Raw genomic sequence first — 15702 nt, 5'->3', positions numbered from 1 at the left:
CCTCTTCGTCGCGGAGCGGGAATCTTGTGACCGGTTGACGAGGGCGGCGAAATGGTGACCCCAGTATCGGCTGTGAAGAAGCGACAAAGTGCGCCGCCGTTGGATGTCTACTCGATGGAAGGGCTAGAAATCACTCGCTATTGAACGCTTCTATGGAGTAATTGATAAACGCGGAGCAGCAGATAAGCATGAATCGAGCATCTGCTTTAGTTAGATTTGGTTCATCGAGAAGCGCATGACGAATGCCATCTGCATCGCTTGTGTAACCATAGAGCGAAGAGAACGCGTTCTTGAGAGCAGGATGCAATTTTTTGGATTTCTCCAACGCCTTCAGGACACTTCCGAGAGTTCCAGAGTCGTCCTTTGCGAGCTTCTTGGCGAGAGATTCGACCGCACTGATGCTCTCCTTGATTGAGTTCCTGTAATCTGGATTGGTCCTGCTTGACAGCAGAGCCAGGGCAGCCGTGAGGTGGGCCTTGGTGCCTGCATATGCGCTTGCATTTGCGAGAGCCGAATCGACTTCTGCAATCTCCTCTTCGGATGTGATCTCAGTTATTTGCCCGCTTACAAAGCGGTATGCGGAGTTTTCAGTTTCCAGATAAGAATTGCAGGATTCAATGAACGTGTCTTTTTGGCGTTCTGGTCCATACTCGGCGACAAATTCAACGAAGTCATACACCTCGTTCCACTCTGCCCTAAAGAAAAGGTCGCGAAGTCGCTTGTGGCATTGCTCCCAATACACATCAATTGTGTCGATTGGTTGCTTGAAGAAGTGAAGCCAAAGGGAAAACATCAGCGATTGAAGGTTTGAACGCCGGACGTACGCCGGCCGAGTAAACGTATCGCTGTATGGCGGTTCGTACGTATCCCAGTAGAACAGCGTGAGGAGACTCCAAAGGGAGCTTCGAAGGTCATCATCCATGCACTCGCGCTGAGCAACTTTGCTTGCCGGTGCCAGACCTAAGCGTTGCGAGAAGCGCATATTGCCTTCCGTGACTTCTAGTACGGTTATGATTAGGCCCCTCGTCTGGGGTGTGTTTCATCGTTCAACAAGATACCCGTCGGTCAATTCGAATTCGCACAGCCAATCAAGCATTTTCCGACTGCGTTGGTGTCCTCGCGCACTACGAGTTTGCGATCGATTTGTTCGGAAATCACCCGCACCGCGGATGGTTGGAGCGTAGAACATTCAGCGCATGAGATGAAGCCATGCGGTCGCTCCCTCCTATTTCATCGCAGCCTGCACCCCGATATTGCGATCGAGAAACGCACCAACCTTCTCGAACAGATCCGCAAGGTTCTTCTCATCGTAGAACCCGTGACCTTCGGTGCGCTGGTACAACCAGTCGTGCTCGATGTGCGCCTTGTTCAAGGCCGAGCGCATCGATTCGCCCTGCACGGGCGGCACGCGCGTGTCCTGGCCGCCGACGACCAGCATGACCTTCGCCTTCAGGCGGTCGAGGTGCGCGATCGGTGAGCGATCCCAGAGCACGGAGTCGTCTTCGCCGAGCACCTTCTTCAGGTAGTTCTCGCCGAACACCGATTGCGGAACGTCACCGCGCGTGTGCATCAGGCGCAGGTCGTAGACGCCGACGTAGCCGATCGCGCAGCGATAGAGATCAGGTTCCTTCACCGCGCCCTCGAGCGCGGCATAGCCGCCGTAGCTGCCGCCGAAGATGCAGATGCGCTTCGGATCGGCGACGCCCTGCGCGATCGCCCATTGCGTCGCGTCGGTGACGTCGTCCTGCATTTTGCCGCCCCATTCGCGGAAGCCCTTGCTCACGAAGTCTTCGCCGTAGTTGCCGGAGCCGCGGTAGTTCACCTGCAGCACCGCGTAGCCGCGGCTCGCCAGCATCTGCACGTAGGGGTCGAACTCCCAGCGGTCGCGCACGTAGTACGGGCCGCCGTGCACGAACACGACCAGCGGCAGGTTCTTCGCTTCCTCGTGCCCCGCGGGCCGCGTGAGGTAGCCGTGCAGCGCGAGGCCGTCGCGCGCTTTCAGCGCGATCGGCTCCGTCGCCGCCATCTGTTCGGGCTTGATCCACGGACGGCGCGCGAACAGGAACGTGGCCTTGTGCGCGGCGCCGTCGTACAGGAAGAACTGCCCCGGATCGCGATCGCTTTGCACGAAGAACACGACCTTCTTGCCATCCGGCGTGCTGCTGGTGATGCGCACGTCCTCGCCCGGGAACTGCTGCATCAGCCCGACCAGCAAGGTCGCCTCGGGCGTGTTCTTGCCGAGCAGCGTGGTCGCGACGCGATCCGGCATCGAGCGGATGGCGAAGCTGTCGTTGTCGTCGAACGACGAGACCAGTTCCTCGACGCCGGACACGGTGCCGCTCCAGAGCGGGCTGAGCGCCTGCGTCGCGACGTCCCACAGGCAGACTCCGCCGACACCATGCGCGCCGCCGCACGAGAAATAGACCTTGTCCTCGGCGCGGTTGAACGCGAGCGGCGACGCGCGCCGATGCTCCTTGGCCTCGTCGAAGACCAGCTGCCATTCCTTGCCGTCGCCGGCGCGGTACCAGACCTTTCCGGACTGGTCCGCGTCCACGCCATACGCAAAGCGCACCACGCCATGATGATCGGTCATGAACGAGGCATTGCGCATCGGCGAAGTCGTGACCTGCATCGTCACGCCGCTGAACAGGTCGATGCGCGCGACGGTCGGGAACACGCCGTTCGCGCTCATCGTGCGCATGTTGCCGAGGCTCGCGCCGTTGGCGGGATAGATCGCGATCAGCGCGCGGCGTGGATCGTCGCGCAGCGGATCGACGAGCGTCGCGAACGCGAGCTGGCTCGTCCCCTTCGCGATGTGCGTGGCGCCCTGCGAGCCCATGCGATAGCCGAAGATGATGCCGTCGCCGGTGCCGTCCGCGTTGACCGCATACAGTTCGCCGGTCGACGACGGCGCCTCGAGCGCATCCATTCTCTCGCCAATCGCGGTTCTCGCGCGGACGCAGGTTCACGCCCTTCATGTCCGCGAGACGGATCAGCGACAGCACGGTCTTGCCGTCGACGACGGCGCTCGCCGCAAGGTAATCGCCGTGCGGCGAGATCTTGATATCGTTGAACTGTTCGTGCCGCGCGAAGTCGGCCAGCGGAACCGCTGCCGCGGCAACGGGGGACCCAATCCCTGCTGCAAGCAGGACAAACAACAAACGAGACAGCATCATTCGCAACCCTCCCCGGTGCGTGTTCCCTGCTGATGACGCGCAGCTCAGCTTTTCGCCGCTACGCGGCTACGCCATCCTGCTTCGCATCCGTCCGCTCATCCTTGTGCGAACCCTCGCCGTGAAGACGATGCCCTTCAAGGCATCGTCTTGACGACTCGACCATACCGATCCTCGAGACGGACGATATCATCCTCGCCGAAATAATCACCACACTGCACCTCGATCAGGTGGATGTCGGTGGCGGTCGGGTTCTCCAGGCGATGCACGGTGTTCATCGGGATGTAGGCCGACTCGTTGCGGTTGAGCAGGAATTCCTTCTCGCCGATGCGCACCTTCGCGGTGCCCTCGACGACGGTCCAGTGCTCGCTGCGCCGATGATGCAGCTGCAGCGACAGCACGTGACCCGGCTTCACCGTGAGCCGCTTGACCTTGCAGTCGTCGGCATCCTCGAGCACGGTGTAGCTGCCCCACGGACGACGCACAGTCTGGTGCACGCTCGCCGACGAATGGTTGTCCGCGCGCAGGCGATCGACGACGAGCTTGACCTGCTGCGCGCGCTCGCGATGCGAGACCAGCACGGCATCGCCGGTATCGACGATGACCAGATCCTTGACGCCGACAGCGGCGACCATGCGCGTGTCGGACTGGATGTAGCAATTCTCGCTCTCGATGACGATGGCCTGGCCGCGCACGCGGTTGCCGTCGCCGTCGGCCTCGGCCTCCAGGTCGCTCATCGCCTTCCACGAGCCGATGTCGCTCCAGTCGAACGTGGCGGGCACGACCGCAACCTTCGGCGCGCGCTCCATGATCGCGTAGTCGATCGAGATGTCCGGCTGCGCGAGGAATGCCTCACGTGCGAACTCGACCGGGCTCTCGTGGTTGATCGCATGCGCATGACAGGCCTCGGCGGCCTTCAGCACGTCGGGGCAGACCTTCGCGGCGACTTCGAGCAACGTGTCGGCGCGGAAGCAGAACATGCCGGAATTCCACACGTAGTCGCCGGATGCGACATAGCTCTCCGCGACCTCGTGGCTCGGCTTCTCGACAAACGCGCCGACCTGGCGGCCCATGGAATGATCTCCTTCCGCTTCCCTGCCCCCGCGCAGCGGGGGAAGGTGCCCGGAGGGCGGAAGGGGGAGCGCCGCAGGCGCGCGATTCGCGATCGCATCGCCCATGCGGATGTAGCCGAAGCCGGTTTCCGGATGCGTGGGGCGTATGCCGAACGTGACCAGCCAGCCATCGTTCGCGAGCGCCTTCGCGCGCTGCGCATCGGCCGCGAACGCATCCAGGTCGCGGATCAGGTGATCGGCCGGCAGGATCAGCAGCACCGCATCGGCGCCGACGTGTTCGCGCGCGTGCAGCGCCGCGAGCACGACCGCCGGCGCGGTGTTGCGACCGGCGGGTTCGAGCAGGAACGGCAGCTTGTCAAGATCGGCACCGGCATGCTGCGCGTATTCGTCGCGGGTGAGGAAGTAGTAGTCGCGGCCGGTCACGGTCAGTACCTGGCCGCCATCGGCCAGACGCAACGCGCGATCGAGCGTTTTCTTCAGCAGCGACTCGCCATCGCCCATGCGCATGAACGGCTTCGGGTACGCACTGCGCGAGACCGGCCAGAGCCGAGTACCGGCGCCGCCGGAAAGGATTACGGGTACGAGCATGATTCAGAACTCCAGCATCGGCCAGAAGGCCGTCACACGGTTCGTCGTCCCGGCGACAGCCGGGACCCAGCGTCTTCTAGTAGGTGAATCGAAGACACTGGATTCCGGCTTTCGCCGGAATGACGAAGGATTTTGCCTTGCCAAGGCTTTGCCGCCACTGGCGCATTCAGGCAGAAGGTTAGCGGGAGATGCTGTCGTCTGCCGCTTCGTTCAGCACCGCATGCAGGCCCTCGAGCCAGTTTGCCAATTGTAGCCCGAACGTGTTTTCGAGCCTTGCGCAGTCGAGCACGGAATAGGCCGGACGCCGCGCGCGGGTCGGATAGTCCGCGGTCGTGATCGGGACCACACGCGGCACGCGCGACAGCAGGCCCCGCGAAAGCGCCTCGTGGAATATCGCACCGGCGAAGTCGTACCAGCTGCAGTGGCCGCCGGCGACGAGATGCCAGGTACCATCGAGTACGCGCCTCGAATCCGCGTTCGCGTCGCGCCAGCGTGCCAGCGCGGCGGCGGTCGTGTCCGCGATCCAGCGCGCCGGTGTCGGCGCGCCGATCTGGTCGGCGACGATGCGCAGTTCGTCGCGCTCGCCAGCCAGGCGCAGCATCGTGCGCAGGAAATTGTGGCCGCGCGCGGCATACACCCAGGCCGTGCGGAAGATCAGATGTGCGGCACCGCTCGCGCGCAAGGCCTCTTCGCCGGCGAGCTTGCTGCGGCCATAGACGCCGAGCGGCGACGTCGCATCATCCTCGCGGTAGGGCCGCTTTGCCGAACCGTCGAACACGTAATCGGTCGAGTAGTGCACGACCAGTGCGTCGTGGCGCGCCGCCCAGGCACCGATTTCGCCGACCGCGATGTGATTGATGCGATCGGCAAGCTCCGGCTCGTCCTCGGCGCGGTCGACCGCGGTGTAGGCCGCAGCGTTGACGACCACATTGGTATTTGCCTTGTCCAGCGCCACCGCCAGTGATACCGCGTCACCGAGATCAGCGCGCAGGCACGCTGAGCCATCATCCAGCGCGCCGTCACGCGTTGCCGCGACGACCTCGCCGAGTGGCGCAAGCGCGCGCAGCAGCTCGAAACCGACCTGGCCGTTCGCGCCGAGCAGCAGGATCTTCATCGACGCGCTCCGGCATACGCGTGCGTCGAAAGCCAGACTGCACTGGGCGCATCAAAGCCCTCTCCCCCGACGGCTTCATCGTCCGGGGAGAGGGTTGGGTGAGGGGGCGAGGGCGCGGCGAAGTCGCGGCGATGGATGATGGCAACGCGCGGCGAGACTTCGCTGCGCCTCCGGGCAAGCGACCCACGCTGCGCTCGCCTGAGGCCCCGCCCCCTCACCCCTGCCCTCTCCCCCGACAGAGTCGGGGGAGAGGGAGCGTGACATCCGATATTTCGTACGCTCACTGCGAAAACGTCGGCAGTTTTTCGCGCGGCACGTCGGCGAGAAACGGCGCGCTCTGGTCCTTGTCGGACAGCGAAGGCGCGGCGATCGGCCAGTCCACTGCAAGCGCCGCATCGTTCCAGCGGATGCCGGCATCGGCTGCGCGGTCGTACAGCGCGGTGCACTGATAGACGAACGTCGCGCTCTCGGACAGCACCGCGAAGCCGTGCGCGAAGCCTTCCGGCACCCAGAAATGCCGCTTGTTCGCGGCGGACAGGATCGCAGCGGCCCAGCGCCCATACGTCGGCGAACCGACGCGGATATCGACGGCGACGTCATAGACCTCGCCCTCGAGCACGCTGACCAGCTTGCCCTGCGGGTTCGGCCACTGGTAGTGCAGACCGCGCAGCACGCCTTGCGCGGAGCGCGAGACGTTGGTCTGCACGAAATTCAGGTGGAGCCCCGCCTCGGCGAATCTCTGTGCGTTGAAGCTCTCGTAGAAGAAGCCGCGCGAATCGCCGTGCACGGCCGGCTCGATCACGATGCAGCCGGGCAGTTCGGTCTTGACGATCTTCACGACGTGCGACCCTGCTTCACGAGCCGCTGCAGGTACTGACCGTAACCGTTCTTCGCCAGCGGTGCGGCGAGGCGCAGCACCTGCTCGGCGTCGATCCAGCCCTGCTGGAACGCGATTTCCTCGGGACAACAGACCTTCAAACCCTGCCGGCTCTCGATCGTCTCGACGTAGTTCGACGCGTCGACCAGCGATTCGTGCGTGCCGGTGTCGAGCCAGGCATAGCCGCGGCCGAGCCGTTCCAGCATCAACGTGCCTTCATCGAGATAGCGCCGGTTGAGATCGGTGATCTCGAGTTCGCCGCGTGGCGACGGCTTCAATGCAGCCGCGTAGTCGCAGACGTTTGCGTCGTAGAAATACAGCCCGGTGACCGCCCAGTTCGAACGCGGTTCGGCAGGTTTCTCTTCGAGGCCGATCACGCGGCCGGCCTTGTCGAATTCGGCGACGCCATAGCGCTCCGGATCGCGCACCCAGTAGCCGAACACCGTCGCGCCGTTGTCGCGCGAGGCCGCGCGGGCGAGCTGTTCGGTGAAGCCGTGACCGTAGAAGATGTTGTCGCCGAGCACCAGGCAGCTCGGCTGGCCCGCGACGAACTCGCGACCGATCAGGAACGCCTGCGCCAGTCCATCCGGCGACGGCTGCACCGCGTAGCGGATCGAGATGCCCCACTGCGAACCGTCGCCGAGCAGGCGCTGGAACAAGGCCTGCTCATGCGGTGTATTGATCACCAGCACGTCGCGGATGCCGGCGAGCATCAAGGTCGCCAGCGGGTAGTAGATCATCGGCTTGTCGTAGACCGGCAGCAGCTGCTTGCTGACCGCCTGGGTCACCGGATACAGCCGCGTGCCGGAGCCGCCGGCGAGGATTATTCCCTTGTTCGTTGCCATGGGCTTTGTCCGACTTACAAGTGATTGTTGCTGTTGTAGGAGCGGCTTCAGCCGCGATGCTTTTGTTGAGATTTGAGAGCTACGGGCAGAAGCATCGCGGCTGAAGCCGCTCCTACGCAAAAGCTAAGCCCCCAGGCGTTCCATGCGGTAGCTGCCGTCGAGCACGCGCCCGACCCACGCCTGATTGTCCAGATACCAGTCCACCGTGCGCGCGATGCCGGATTCGAACGATTCGGTCTGGCGCCAGCCGAGATCGTGCTTGATCTTCGACGCGTCGATCGCGTAACGGCGGTCGTGGCCGGGACGGTCGCGGACATGCGTGATCAGCGATTCGCGGCGGCGTCCATCGGCGAGCGGGCGGCGCTCGTCGAGTAGCGTGCAGATCGCCTTCACGACCTGGATGTTCTCGCGCTCGGCGTCGCCGCCGACGTTGTAGACCTCGCCGACGCGGCCGATCTCGAGCACGCGCCGGATCGCCGCGACGTGGTCGCCGACGTAGAGCCAGTCGCGCACGTTGCGGCCGTCGCCGTAGACCGGCAGCGCCTCGCCCGCGAGCGCCTTCTGGATCATCAGCGGGATGAGTTTTTCCGGGAACTGGTACGGCCCGTAGTTGTTCGAGCAGTTCGTGGTCAGTGTGGGCAGGCCGTACGTATGGTGGAACGCGCGCACCAGATGGTCGGATGCAGCCTTCGATGCCGAATACGGCGAGTTCGGCGCGTACGGCGATTCCTCGCTGAAACGCCCGATCGGACCCAGCGAGCCGTAGACCTCGTCGGTCGACACGTGCAGGAAGCGAAACGCATCCTGGCGCTCCAGCGGCAGCGCGCGCCAGTACGTGAGCGCACATTCGAGCAGGCTCAGCGTGCCGACGACATTGGTCTGCACGAACGCGGCCGGCCCGTCGATCGAGCGGTCAACGTGCGATTCCGCCGCAAAATTGATGATCGCGTCCGGCTGATGTTCCGCGAGCACGCGACGCACACCCTCGGCATCGCCGATGTCACCTTCCACGAACGCGTGTTCGGCGCGGCCGCTGACCGAAGTCAGCGTGTCGAGATTGCCGGCATAGGTCAGTGCATCGAGATTCACGATGCGGCAACCGCCCGACGCCAGCGCATCGAGCACGAAATTGCCGCCGATGAAACCGGCGCCGCCGGTGACGAGCAGGGTTTTCATTCGATTCGGGATTCCCAATAGTCAATTTGCAAAACCGGGCATCCTGCCGCGGTTTGCAAACAAACGGCCGCGGCAAAGCCGCGCCACGTTTGTCGCGACGAGCGCCCGGGCGCTCGCCCGCGGCGACACATCCTCGTGCCGAAGCGGTTTTTCAAACCGCCCGAAATGCAAAGGGCCGGTAGTCCGGCCCCTGCCTATCGTAGCGGCAGGCAGCCGCCAACGCGAATCCGCCCGCTGAGAGCCTCCCCCAGGAACCGGGCTGCCCTGTAGGGATCAGCGCGTGGGTGCCCCCCGGCGCAGCAGCGAGTACAGCACCGGCATCACCAGCAGCACCAACGGCACCTGCACCAGCATGCCCGAGACGATCGCGACCGCGAGCGGCTGCTGCATCTGCGAGCCACGGCCGATTGCCAGCGCCAAAGGCAGCAGGGTCAGGATCGCCGCCAGCGTCGACATCAGGATCGGCCGGGTACGGTGGTGGCCCGCCTCGTGCAATGCGTCGTGCAGCGGCGCGTCGGCGGCTGCATCCTCAAGCTCCGAGAAATAGAAGATCGCGACCTCGGTGACGATGCCGACGATCATCGTCATGCCCATCATCGCCGAGATGTTGAGCTCGATGCCGGTCAGCCAGAGACCGGCGAATACCGCCGGAATCGCCAGCAGCGGCATCGCGAGGATCGTCATCGCGACGCGGAAACTCTCGTACAGGAACAACAGCAGGGCGAACACCAGTGCGATCGCCGCCAGCATCACGATGGTCAGACCGCGGAATGCTTCCTGCTGCTGCTGATACAGGCCGCCCAGCTGATGGAACATGTCCTTGGGCAGCATCCCCGGCTTGGCCAGAACCTTCTTGACGTCGGCGATGGTGGCGCCGAGGCTGCGGCCGCTGATGCGCCCGGTGACCGCCACCATGCGCTTGAGGTTGTCGCGGGTGATCTCCGGCTGGCCCTGCACTTCATGCAGCGTCGCCACCCGTGACAGCGGCAGCAAGTGTCCGTCGGCGGCACGGATCGGCAGCGCAGCGACCTGCTCCAGCCGCTGGTGCGAGTTCAGCGGCAAGCGCACGCGTACGCCGATCACCTTGCTGCCCTGCGGCAGTTGCGCGGCGACGGTGCCCTCGATGGCCGCCGTGACCTGATCGGTGACGCCGAGCGGGTCCAGCCCTTCCAGCGCGGCCTTGGCCGGATCCACCTGCACGGTCAGTGCATCGCCGGCCGGCTTGATACCGTTGCGCACGTCGACCACGCCGTTGATCTTGCCGATCGCCTCGGCGACGCGTTTGGCGGTTGCCTCGAGCTGGGCCGCGTCGTCACTGTACAACTGGATCTCGATCGGCTGCGGCACGGCCACCAGGTCGCCGATCAGATCCTCCATCAGCTGCGCCAGCTCGATCTCCAATCCCGGTACGTTCTGCTCGACCTCGGCGCGCACCTGCGTCATCACCTCCTCGGTGTCCGGACGCGCGCCGTCCTTCAGGCGAATGAAGAAATCGCCCTGGTTCGCCTCGGTCAGGCCGCCGCCCAACTGCAGGCCGGTGCGACGTGAATAGGTGTCCACATACGGGTTCGCACGAACGATCGCCTCGACCTGATTGAGCAGACGATCGGTTTCCTCCAACGAAGTGCCCGGCCGCGACAGATAGTCGAGGATGAAACCGCCCTCGTCCATGCTCGGCATGAAGCCGGTGCCGACCCGCGTGTAGGCGAACGCTCCGACAACGACGAGCGGCGCCACCATCAGCAACACCAGCACGGGCCGCTTCAGCCATTTCTGCAGGGTGCTTTCGTAACTCTGCATCATCCACCGGGTGAAGCGCCCCGGTGGGTGCGGAACTCGATGGCGCTGGTCCAGGAAGCGTTCCGCCAGCAACGGCACCGCGATCCAGGTCAGCAGATAGGAAATGATCAGCGCGCTGGCCATGGTCAGCGACAACGCCTTGAAAAACGCACCGGTGACGCCGGACAGGAACGCCAGCGGCAGGAAGATCACCACGGTGGCGGCACTGGAACCGGTCAGCGGGCGGGTGAACTCCCACGCCGCGCCGGCGATGCGCTCATGCACCTCGCCCTCGCCCTGGCCGAGGCGTCGCATGATGTGTTCGAGCATCACGATCACATCGTCGATGATCAGCCCGACCGCAGCTGCCATGCCGCCCAGCGTCATCATGTTGAAGCTCATCCCGAGCGCACGCAGCAGCAGCACGGTGATCATCAGCACCGCCGGCACCACGATCAGCGCGACCAGGATCACCCGCGTATTGCGCAGGAACACGAACAGCACCAGCCCGGCCAGCAGGATGCCGATCAGGATCGCATCGCGCACGCTGGCCGCCGCACCGGTCACCAGCTGGGTCTGGTCGTACCAGTTGGCGATACGCACGCCGGCCGGCATCTGCGGCGCATAGTCGGCCATGCGCTGCTTCACGTCGTTGGCGATCTGCACGCTGTTGCCATCGGGTTGCTGATAGACCTGCAGCAGCACCGCGTTCTGGCCGTCGGCGTTGACACGGATCCACTGCGGCACATGGTCGACGCTGACCGCGGCCACATCGCCGAGCCGCACCACACCGCCGGAGCCGGCGCGCACCACGATGTCGCGCAGCGCGGCGACGGTCTTCGGCTGGTTGTCGGCCAGCAGCAGGAACAGCTTGTAATGATCGGAGACGCGTCCCATCGCCTGGATGCTCGCGGCGTGACTGACCGCGGTGGCCACATCGCCGAGACTCAGATCCAGCGCGCGCAGGCGACCCGGATCGACATCGGCATGAAACTCGCCGACTTCGCCGCCCTGTACATTGACTTGGGCGACACCGGTGACGCCGCTGAGCAGCGGGCGCAACTGGTACTCGGCGAGGTCGTGCAACGCACTCGGCGACAGCGTGTGCGAACGCAGGCTGTAGGCCAGCGTCGGGAACGTGGTCGGATCCATGCGCCGGGTGGCGATCTGGGTACCGGCGGGCAACTGCGACAGGATCTGCCCGGTCGCGCCATTCACCTCCTGCAAAGCGGCGGCCATGTCGGCGCCCCAATCGAAGGTGACCGCGACGTCGGCGCTGCCACGGCTGGTCGTCGAGCGCACGTCGCGCACGCCGCGCACGCGCCGGATCGCCTCCTCGACCGGACGCGTCACTTGGATCGCCATCTGGTCGGCCGGGCGATCGCCGGCATCCAGGGTCAGCTGCACGCGCGGAAACGCCACGTTGGGGAACAGCGCCACCGGCATCAACCACGCGCCGGCGATGCCGCCGATCGCCAGCACCAGCGCGAAGAACAGCAGCGAGCGACGATGCTGCTGCATCCATGCGGTGACACTCACTTGGCTGGCTCCTGCACCGCGTCGCCGTCGCTCAACTCATAGGCGCCGAGAACGATCACCTTGGCTTGCGCATCGAGCGGGCCCTGCACTCCGACGGCGTCGCCGTCCGGGCTGCGCAACGTCACATCGACGCGCTTCGCATGCCCGTTGTCGATCTGGAACAGATAGTCACCCTGCTCGTCGTGCAGCACCGCCGCGCGCGGCACCGCCCATGCGCTGTAGTCGGCCGTCTGGATCTGCGCATCCAGCGCCGTGCCCGCGATCAGGGCGGCGGCTGCGTCTGCGGGAATGTCGACCTGTGCCGGCAGAAGATGGGTCTGCGCATCGACCGCCTGCCCGATCACACTCAGGCTTCCGGTAAAGGGCGCTGTCGCACCGTACACATTGCGCAGTTCAACGCGCATGCCGCTGTGCAATTTCGCCCCGTCTTCGGGCTGCACGCCGAGCTGCGCGACCAGCGCATGCGCAGGCGTGAAGCTCAACAGCGGCGCATTCGCCGCCACCCGCTCGCCGAGGCTGACGCTGAGCGCGGTCACCACGCCATCCGCAGGTGCGCTGATCGTTTCCTCGGTCGCGCCGCCGCCGAGCGCGCGCTGCGCTTCGACGGCCGCCTCGGCATCCGCCAGCGCCTTGCGCGCGGTGGCCAGCTGCGACTGCGTGGCGAGGCGTTGCGTCGCCAGTTGCTCGCTGCGCGCGAGTTCGCCGCGGGCCAGGGTCAATGCGCTCTGTGCCTGCTGATACGCATTGCGTGCGACCGGATCCGGCATGATCGTCAACAGCGCCTGCGCGCGCGCGACGGTCTGGCCCGGTGCGACCTTCACCGCGACGATCTGGCCGCCGTGAGCGAGGTTGATCGCCCGAGCATGATGCGGATCGCCAACCGCGCTGCCCCAAGCCTGCACGGTATCGTGGAAAGTCTGCTGCACCGGTATCGCGGTGGTGACCGCGGCCCGCGCTTTCTTTTCGGCGGCGCTGTCTTCGGGTGGCGTGGCGCCGCAGCCGGCGAGAAGACCGACCAGCACGAACGCGAACAAAGGAACGGAATGATTCATGGTTTGGATGCTTGTGCAGAGGCGGGATGCGCGGTGTCGAAATCGGTGTTGCCGAGCAGCGCTTCCAGCGCAGTCGCCTGCTTGGCCTGCTCCTGGCGCACGCTGATGAGATCGAGATCCGCAGCGAGCGCGGCGCTGCGGATCGCGAGATACGTCGGCCAATCGAGCAGGCCGGCCTGCCAGGTGCGCTCGGCGGAACTGCGCGCCTCGTCGAGCTCGTGTGCATGCGCGTCCAGCGCAGCGCGTTCCCGGTCCAGCGCGGCGAGATCGGCCAGCAGACGCGGCAGGTCGCTGCGCGCGGTCAACAGGCGCGCGTCATAGTCGTCCTTCAGGCGCTGACGCGTCGCCGTCTCGGTCGCGATGGCGCCGCGGTTGCGATTGAACAGCGGCAGCGTGAGCCCGATCGTGAAGCCGCTCGTATAGATGGAGCTGGTGTCGCGCGCGCGGGTGAAGCCGACGGTGAGCGCGGGAAACTGCGCGAGGATCGCTTCACGCAGCTTTTCCTCCTGCGCGTGGTAGCCCGCCTGCAGCGCAAGCAGGTCCGGGCGGCGTTGCGGAAGGTTGGCCAGTGCCTGCTCCACCTGCGCGGGCGTCGGTGCGGCCTGGTACGGCTCGCCGACCAGATCGAGCGGCGCCGACGGCGCGAGACCGAGCAGCACACGCAGATCGCTCTCGGCCAGATGCAACGCAATCGCGTTGTCGGTGAGCCGGCGTTGCACGTCGGACTCGGCATTGAGTCCGGCGCTGGCGCTGTCGTAGGTCAGATTGCCCGCACGGAGCGCCTCGCGCACGGTGTGACCGAGCGGCTCCAGCGCGCGTTGCTCGACGTCGAGCCGGGCCTGTTGCGCGCGCTGCGTCAGCACCTGTCCGAACAGCAGCCGCGCCTGCGCCACGGTTTGCCACTCCGCCCACAACAGATCGAGGTTGACCTGATCGGCCTGGCTCGTGGCCGCCGCGAGCCGCGACGAACGCGTCAGCAGAGTGCTGAGATCCTCGCTGATACCGAGATTGAACGCCTTGGTCAGCCCCTGCCCGGACGCGCTTGGGAAATCGCTGCTCAGACTCAGCTGCGGATCGGGCAGCAATCCGGCAGAGAACGCCTGCGCGCGCGCGATGCCGAGTTCATCGCGCTTGACCTTGAGATCCGGATTGTTGGCCACGGCGAGCATCGCGACTTCGGTCACGTCGAGACCGTCGGACGGATCGAAGCGGTGCGTCGCCAGCGCGGGCAGCGGCAGGCTGGCGGCCGGCACGCTGAGCCCCGCGGCGCTCGCCGCGCCCCGCCCATCGCCGAGCGGCAAGGACGCATACGAAGCACACCCGGCCAATGCCAGCAGCGCCGACATGACCAGCAGCGCACGGCCGGTTGTGCCCATTGCGGTTGCCTCGCTCACGGCGTGCCGGCGGGACCGACGACCAGCACCGCGAACGTGTCCGCCTTCATGGCCGGGCGCTGGTGCGGCTCGTGCTTCTCGGGCAGCGGCTCGAACTCGGCGGCCGCGAGGAACACGCGATGCGAGCGCGGATCGAGCGCGAGTGTGCGCGCGCTGTGCTGGGTCGGCAGATTGGCCAGGACTTCGTAGCGGTCCGCCGATTGCTGGCGCACGATGGTCAGCGTGCCGTCATCGCCGTTGGAGCTGAACACCAGGTGGCGCTCCGCGTCGAACGCGACCGCGTCCGGCCCCTTGCCGATCGCGACGCTGGCGACGTGGTGGCCGGTCCTGGCATCGGTGACGATCATGTGGTCGTTCTGGCAGACCGAGAACAGGCGCCCATGCTCCGCATCGAGCGCAAGCCCGGAGGGTTCCTCGCAATCCTTCAGCGGCCAGGTCGCGATGACCTTCGCGGACTTCGTGTCGATCGCGGTCAGTTCGCCGCGATCCTCGATGTTCAGGTAGAGACGTCCGTTGCCGTCGCTGACCGCGAACTCCGGGCGGCCGGACAGCGCGATCGTCGCGATCGGCCTTTCGGTCTTCGCGTCGATCACGGTTGCATCGTGGCTGCGGCCGTTGAACGTGAGCACGCGCGCGGTCGGTGCGTCGAACACGATCGCGTCCGGATTGTGTCCCTCGATCGCGATCGTCGCGGTGGTGGCGAGGGTCTTGAGGTCGAACACGGTCACCGAATCACCCTTGCCATTGCTCGCGTAGCCCTTGCCGAGCGACGGCGCCAGCGCGACTCCATGCACGCCATTGGTCGGGCCGACCTGGCCGAGCGACTTGCCATTGGCGAGGTCGAGCACGGCGACGCGGTCGCCGCGCGTCACGAACAGGCGCTGGCCGGCCTCGTCGACAGCCAGATAGTCCCAGCCGCCGGGGCCGCCGACGTTCCAGTGCGCGGACACGGCGTAAGCGGGCGCGGCAGCGTCCTTGGCACTCGCGACCGACATCGCGCAGGCGACGGCGAGGCAGGTTCCGATGAAACACAGGGTCTTGCTCATGCGAGATCTCCGCGGTAGGGGTTGGTGTTGTGGAATTTCGTAAGGA

At 65.5% G+C, this 15702-nt stretch carries 11 protein-coding genes; all 11 read right to left on the bottom strand.

Features of this window, described 5'->3' with window-relative positions:
• Positions 1–130: 130 nt before the first annotated feature.
• On the bottom strand, positions 131–982 hold the full coding sequence (locus tag ABD002_RS18540) for an AbiJ-NTD4 domain-containing protein (RefSeq protein ID WP_343793895.1): 852 nt from the start codon (positions 980–982) through the stop codon (positions 131–133).
• Positions 983–1225: 243 nt separating this feature from the next.
• The gene (locus tag ABD002_RS18535; protein ID WP_343793893.1) at positions 1226–2929 is read right to left on the bottom strand and encodes an alpha/beta hydrolase family protein; all 1704 of its coding nucleotides are present in this window, start codon (positions 2927–2929) and stop codon (positions 1226–1228) included.
• A gap of 381 nt (positions 2930–3310) precedes the next feature.
• Positions 3311–4834, bottom strand: coding sequence for a mannose-1-phosphate guanylyltransferase/mannose-6-phosphate isomerase (locus ABD002_RS18530; protein WP_343793891.1), 1524 nt, complete (start codon positions 4832–4834; stop codon positions 3311–3313).
• Positions 4835–5012: 178 nt separating this feature from the next.
• On the bottom strand, positions 5013–5948 hold the full coding sequence (gene rfbD, locus ABD002_RS18525) for a dTDP-4-dehydrorhamnose reductase (RefSeq protein ID WP_343793889.1): 936 nt from the start codon (positions 5946–5948) through the stop codon (positions 5013–5015).
• 280 nt (positions 5949–6228) lie between these two features.
• Complete coding sequence (gene rfbC / locus ABD002_RS18520) at positions 6229–6786, bottom strand: dTDP-4-dehydrorhamnose 3,5-epimerase (RefSeq protein WP_343793887.1); 558 nt, start codon at positions 6784–6786, stop codon at positions 6229–6231.
• Positions 6783–7670, bottom strand: a complete 888-nt coding sequence (gene rfbA / locus ABD002_RS18515; RefSeq protein WP_343793885.1) for a glucose-1-phosphate thymidylyltransferase RfbA — start codon at positions 7668–7670, stop codon at positions 6783–6785. Before rfbA ends, rfbC begins: the two co-directional genes overlap by 4 nt.
• Before the next feature lie 123 nt (positions 7671–7793).
• Positions 7794–8846, bottom strand: a complete 1053-nt coding sequence (rfbB, locus tag ABD002_RS18510; protein ID WP_343793883.1) for a dTDP-glucose 4,6-dehydratase — start codon at positions 8844–8846, stop codon at positions 7794–7796.
• Between the two features lie 273 nt (positions 8847–9119).
• Positions 9120–12164: an efflux RND transporter permease subunit gene (locus tag ABD002_RS18505; RefSeq protein WP_343793881.1), complete on the bottom strand. Its 3045-nt coding sequence runs from the start codon at positions 12162–12164 to the stop codon at positions 9120–9122.
• Positions 12161–13216, bottom strand: coding sequence for an efflux RND transporter periplasmic adaptor subunit (locus ABD002_RS18500; RefSeq protein WP_343793878.1), 1056 nt, complete (start codon positions 13214–13216; stop codon positions 12161–12163). The genes ABD002_RS18505 and ABD002_RS18500 overlap by 4 nt, the downstream gene beginning before the upstream one ends.
• Positions 13213–14592 (bottom strand): TolC family protein, encoded by a 1380-nt coding sequence (locus ABD002_RS18495; protein ID WP_343793876.1) that lies wholly within the window; start codon positions 14590–14592, stop codon positions 13213–13215. Before ABD002_RS18495 ends, ABD002_RS18500 begins: the two co-directional genes overlap by 4 nt.
• Positions 14593–14606: 14 nt before the next feature.
• The gene (locus ABD002_RS18490) at positions 14607–15656 is read right to left on the bottom strand and encodes a YncE family protein (RefSeq protein WP_343793874.1); all 1050 of its coding nucleotides are present in this window, start codon (positions 15654–15656) and stop codon (positions 14607–14609) included.
• Positions 15657–15702: the final 46 nt, after the last annotated feature.

The sequence above is a fragment of the Dokdonella soli genome (assembly GCF_039523175.1).
Lineage (GTDB): Bacteria > Pseudomonadota > Gammaproteobacteria > Xanthomonadales > Rhodanobacteraceae > Dokdonella_A > Dokdonella_A soli.
This window is presented reverse-complemented; position numbering and strand designations above follow the sequence as displayed.

What these genes read in the sequence shown, in the direction of transcription:
- ABD002_RS18495 (WP_343793876.1), bottom strand. Translation starts at nt 14,592, where the DNA reads ATGGGCACAACCGGCCGTGCGCTGCTGGTCATGTCGGCGCTGCTGGCA.
- ABD002_RS18530 (WP_343793891.1), bottom strand. Translation starts at nt 4,834, where the DNA reads ATGCTCGTACCCGTAATCCTTTCCGGCGGCGCCGGTACTCGGCTCTGG.
- ABD002_RS18540 (WP_343793895.1), bottom strand. Translation starts at nt 982, where the DNA reads ATGCGCTTCTCGCAACGCTTAGGTCTGGCACCGGCAAGCAAAGTTGCT.
- rfbB (WP_343793883.1), bottom strand. Translation starts at nt 8,846, where the DNA reads ATGAAAACCCTGCTCGTCACCGGCGGCGCCGGTTTCATCGGCGGCAAT.
- rfbA (WP_343793885.1), bottom strand. Translation starts at nt 7,670, where the DNA reads ATGGCAACGAACAAGGGAATAATCCTCGCCGGCGGCTCCGGCACGCGG.
- rfbD (WP_343793889.1), bottom strand. Translation starts at nt 5,948, where the DNA reads ATGAAGATCCTGCTGCTCGGCGCGAACGGCCAGGTCGGTTTCGAGCTG.
- ABD002_RS18535 (WP_343793893.1), bottom strand. Translation starts at nt 2,929, where the DNA reads ATGGATGCGCTCGAGGCGCCGTCGTCGACCGGCGAACTGTATGCGGTC.
- ABD002_RS18500 (WP_343793878.1), bottom strand. Translation starts at nt 13,216, where the DNA reads ATGAATCATTCCGTTCCTTTGTTCGCGTTCGTGCTGGTCGGTCTTCTC.
- ABD002_RS18490 (WP_343793874.1), bottom strand. Translation starts at nt 15,656, where the DNA reads ATGAGCAAGACCCTGTGTTTCATCGGAACCTGCCTCGCCGTCGCCTGC.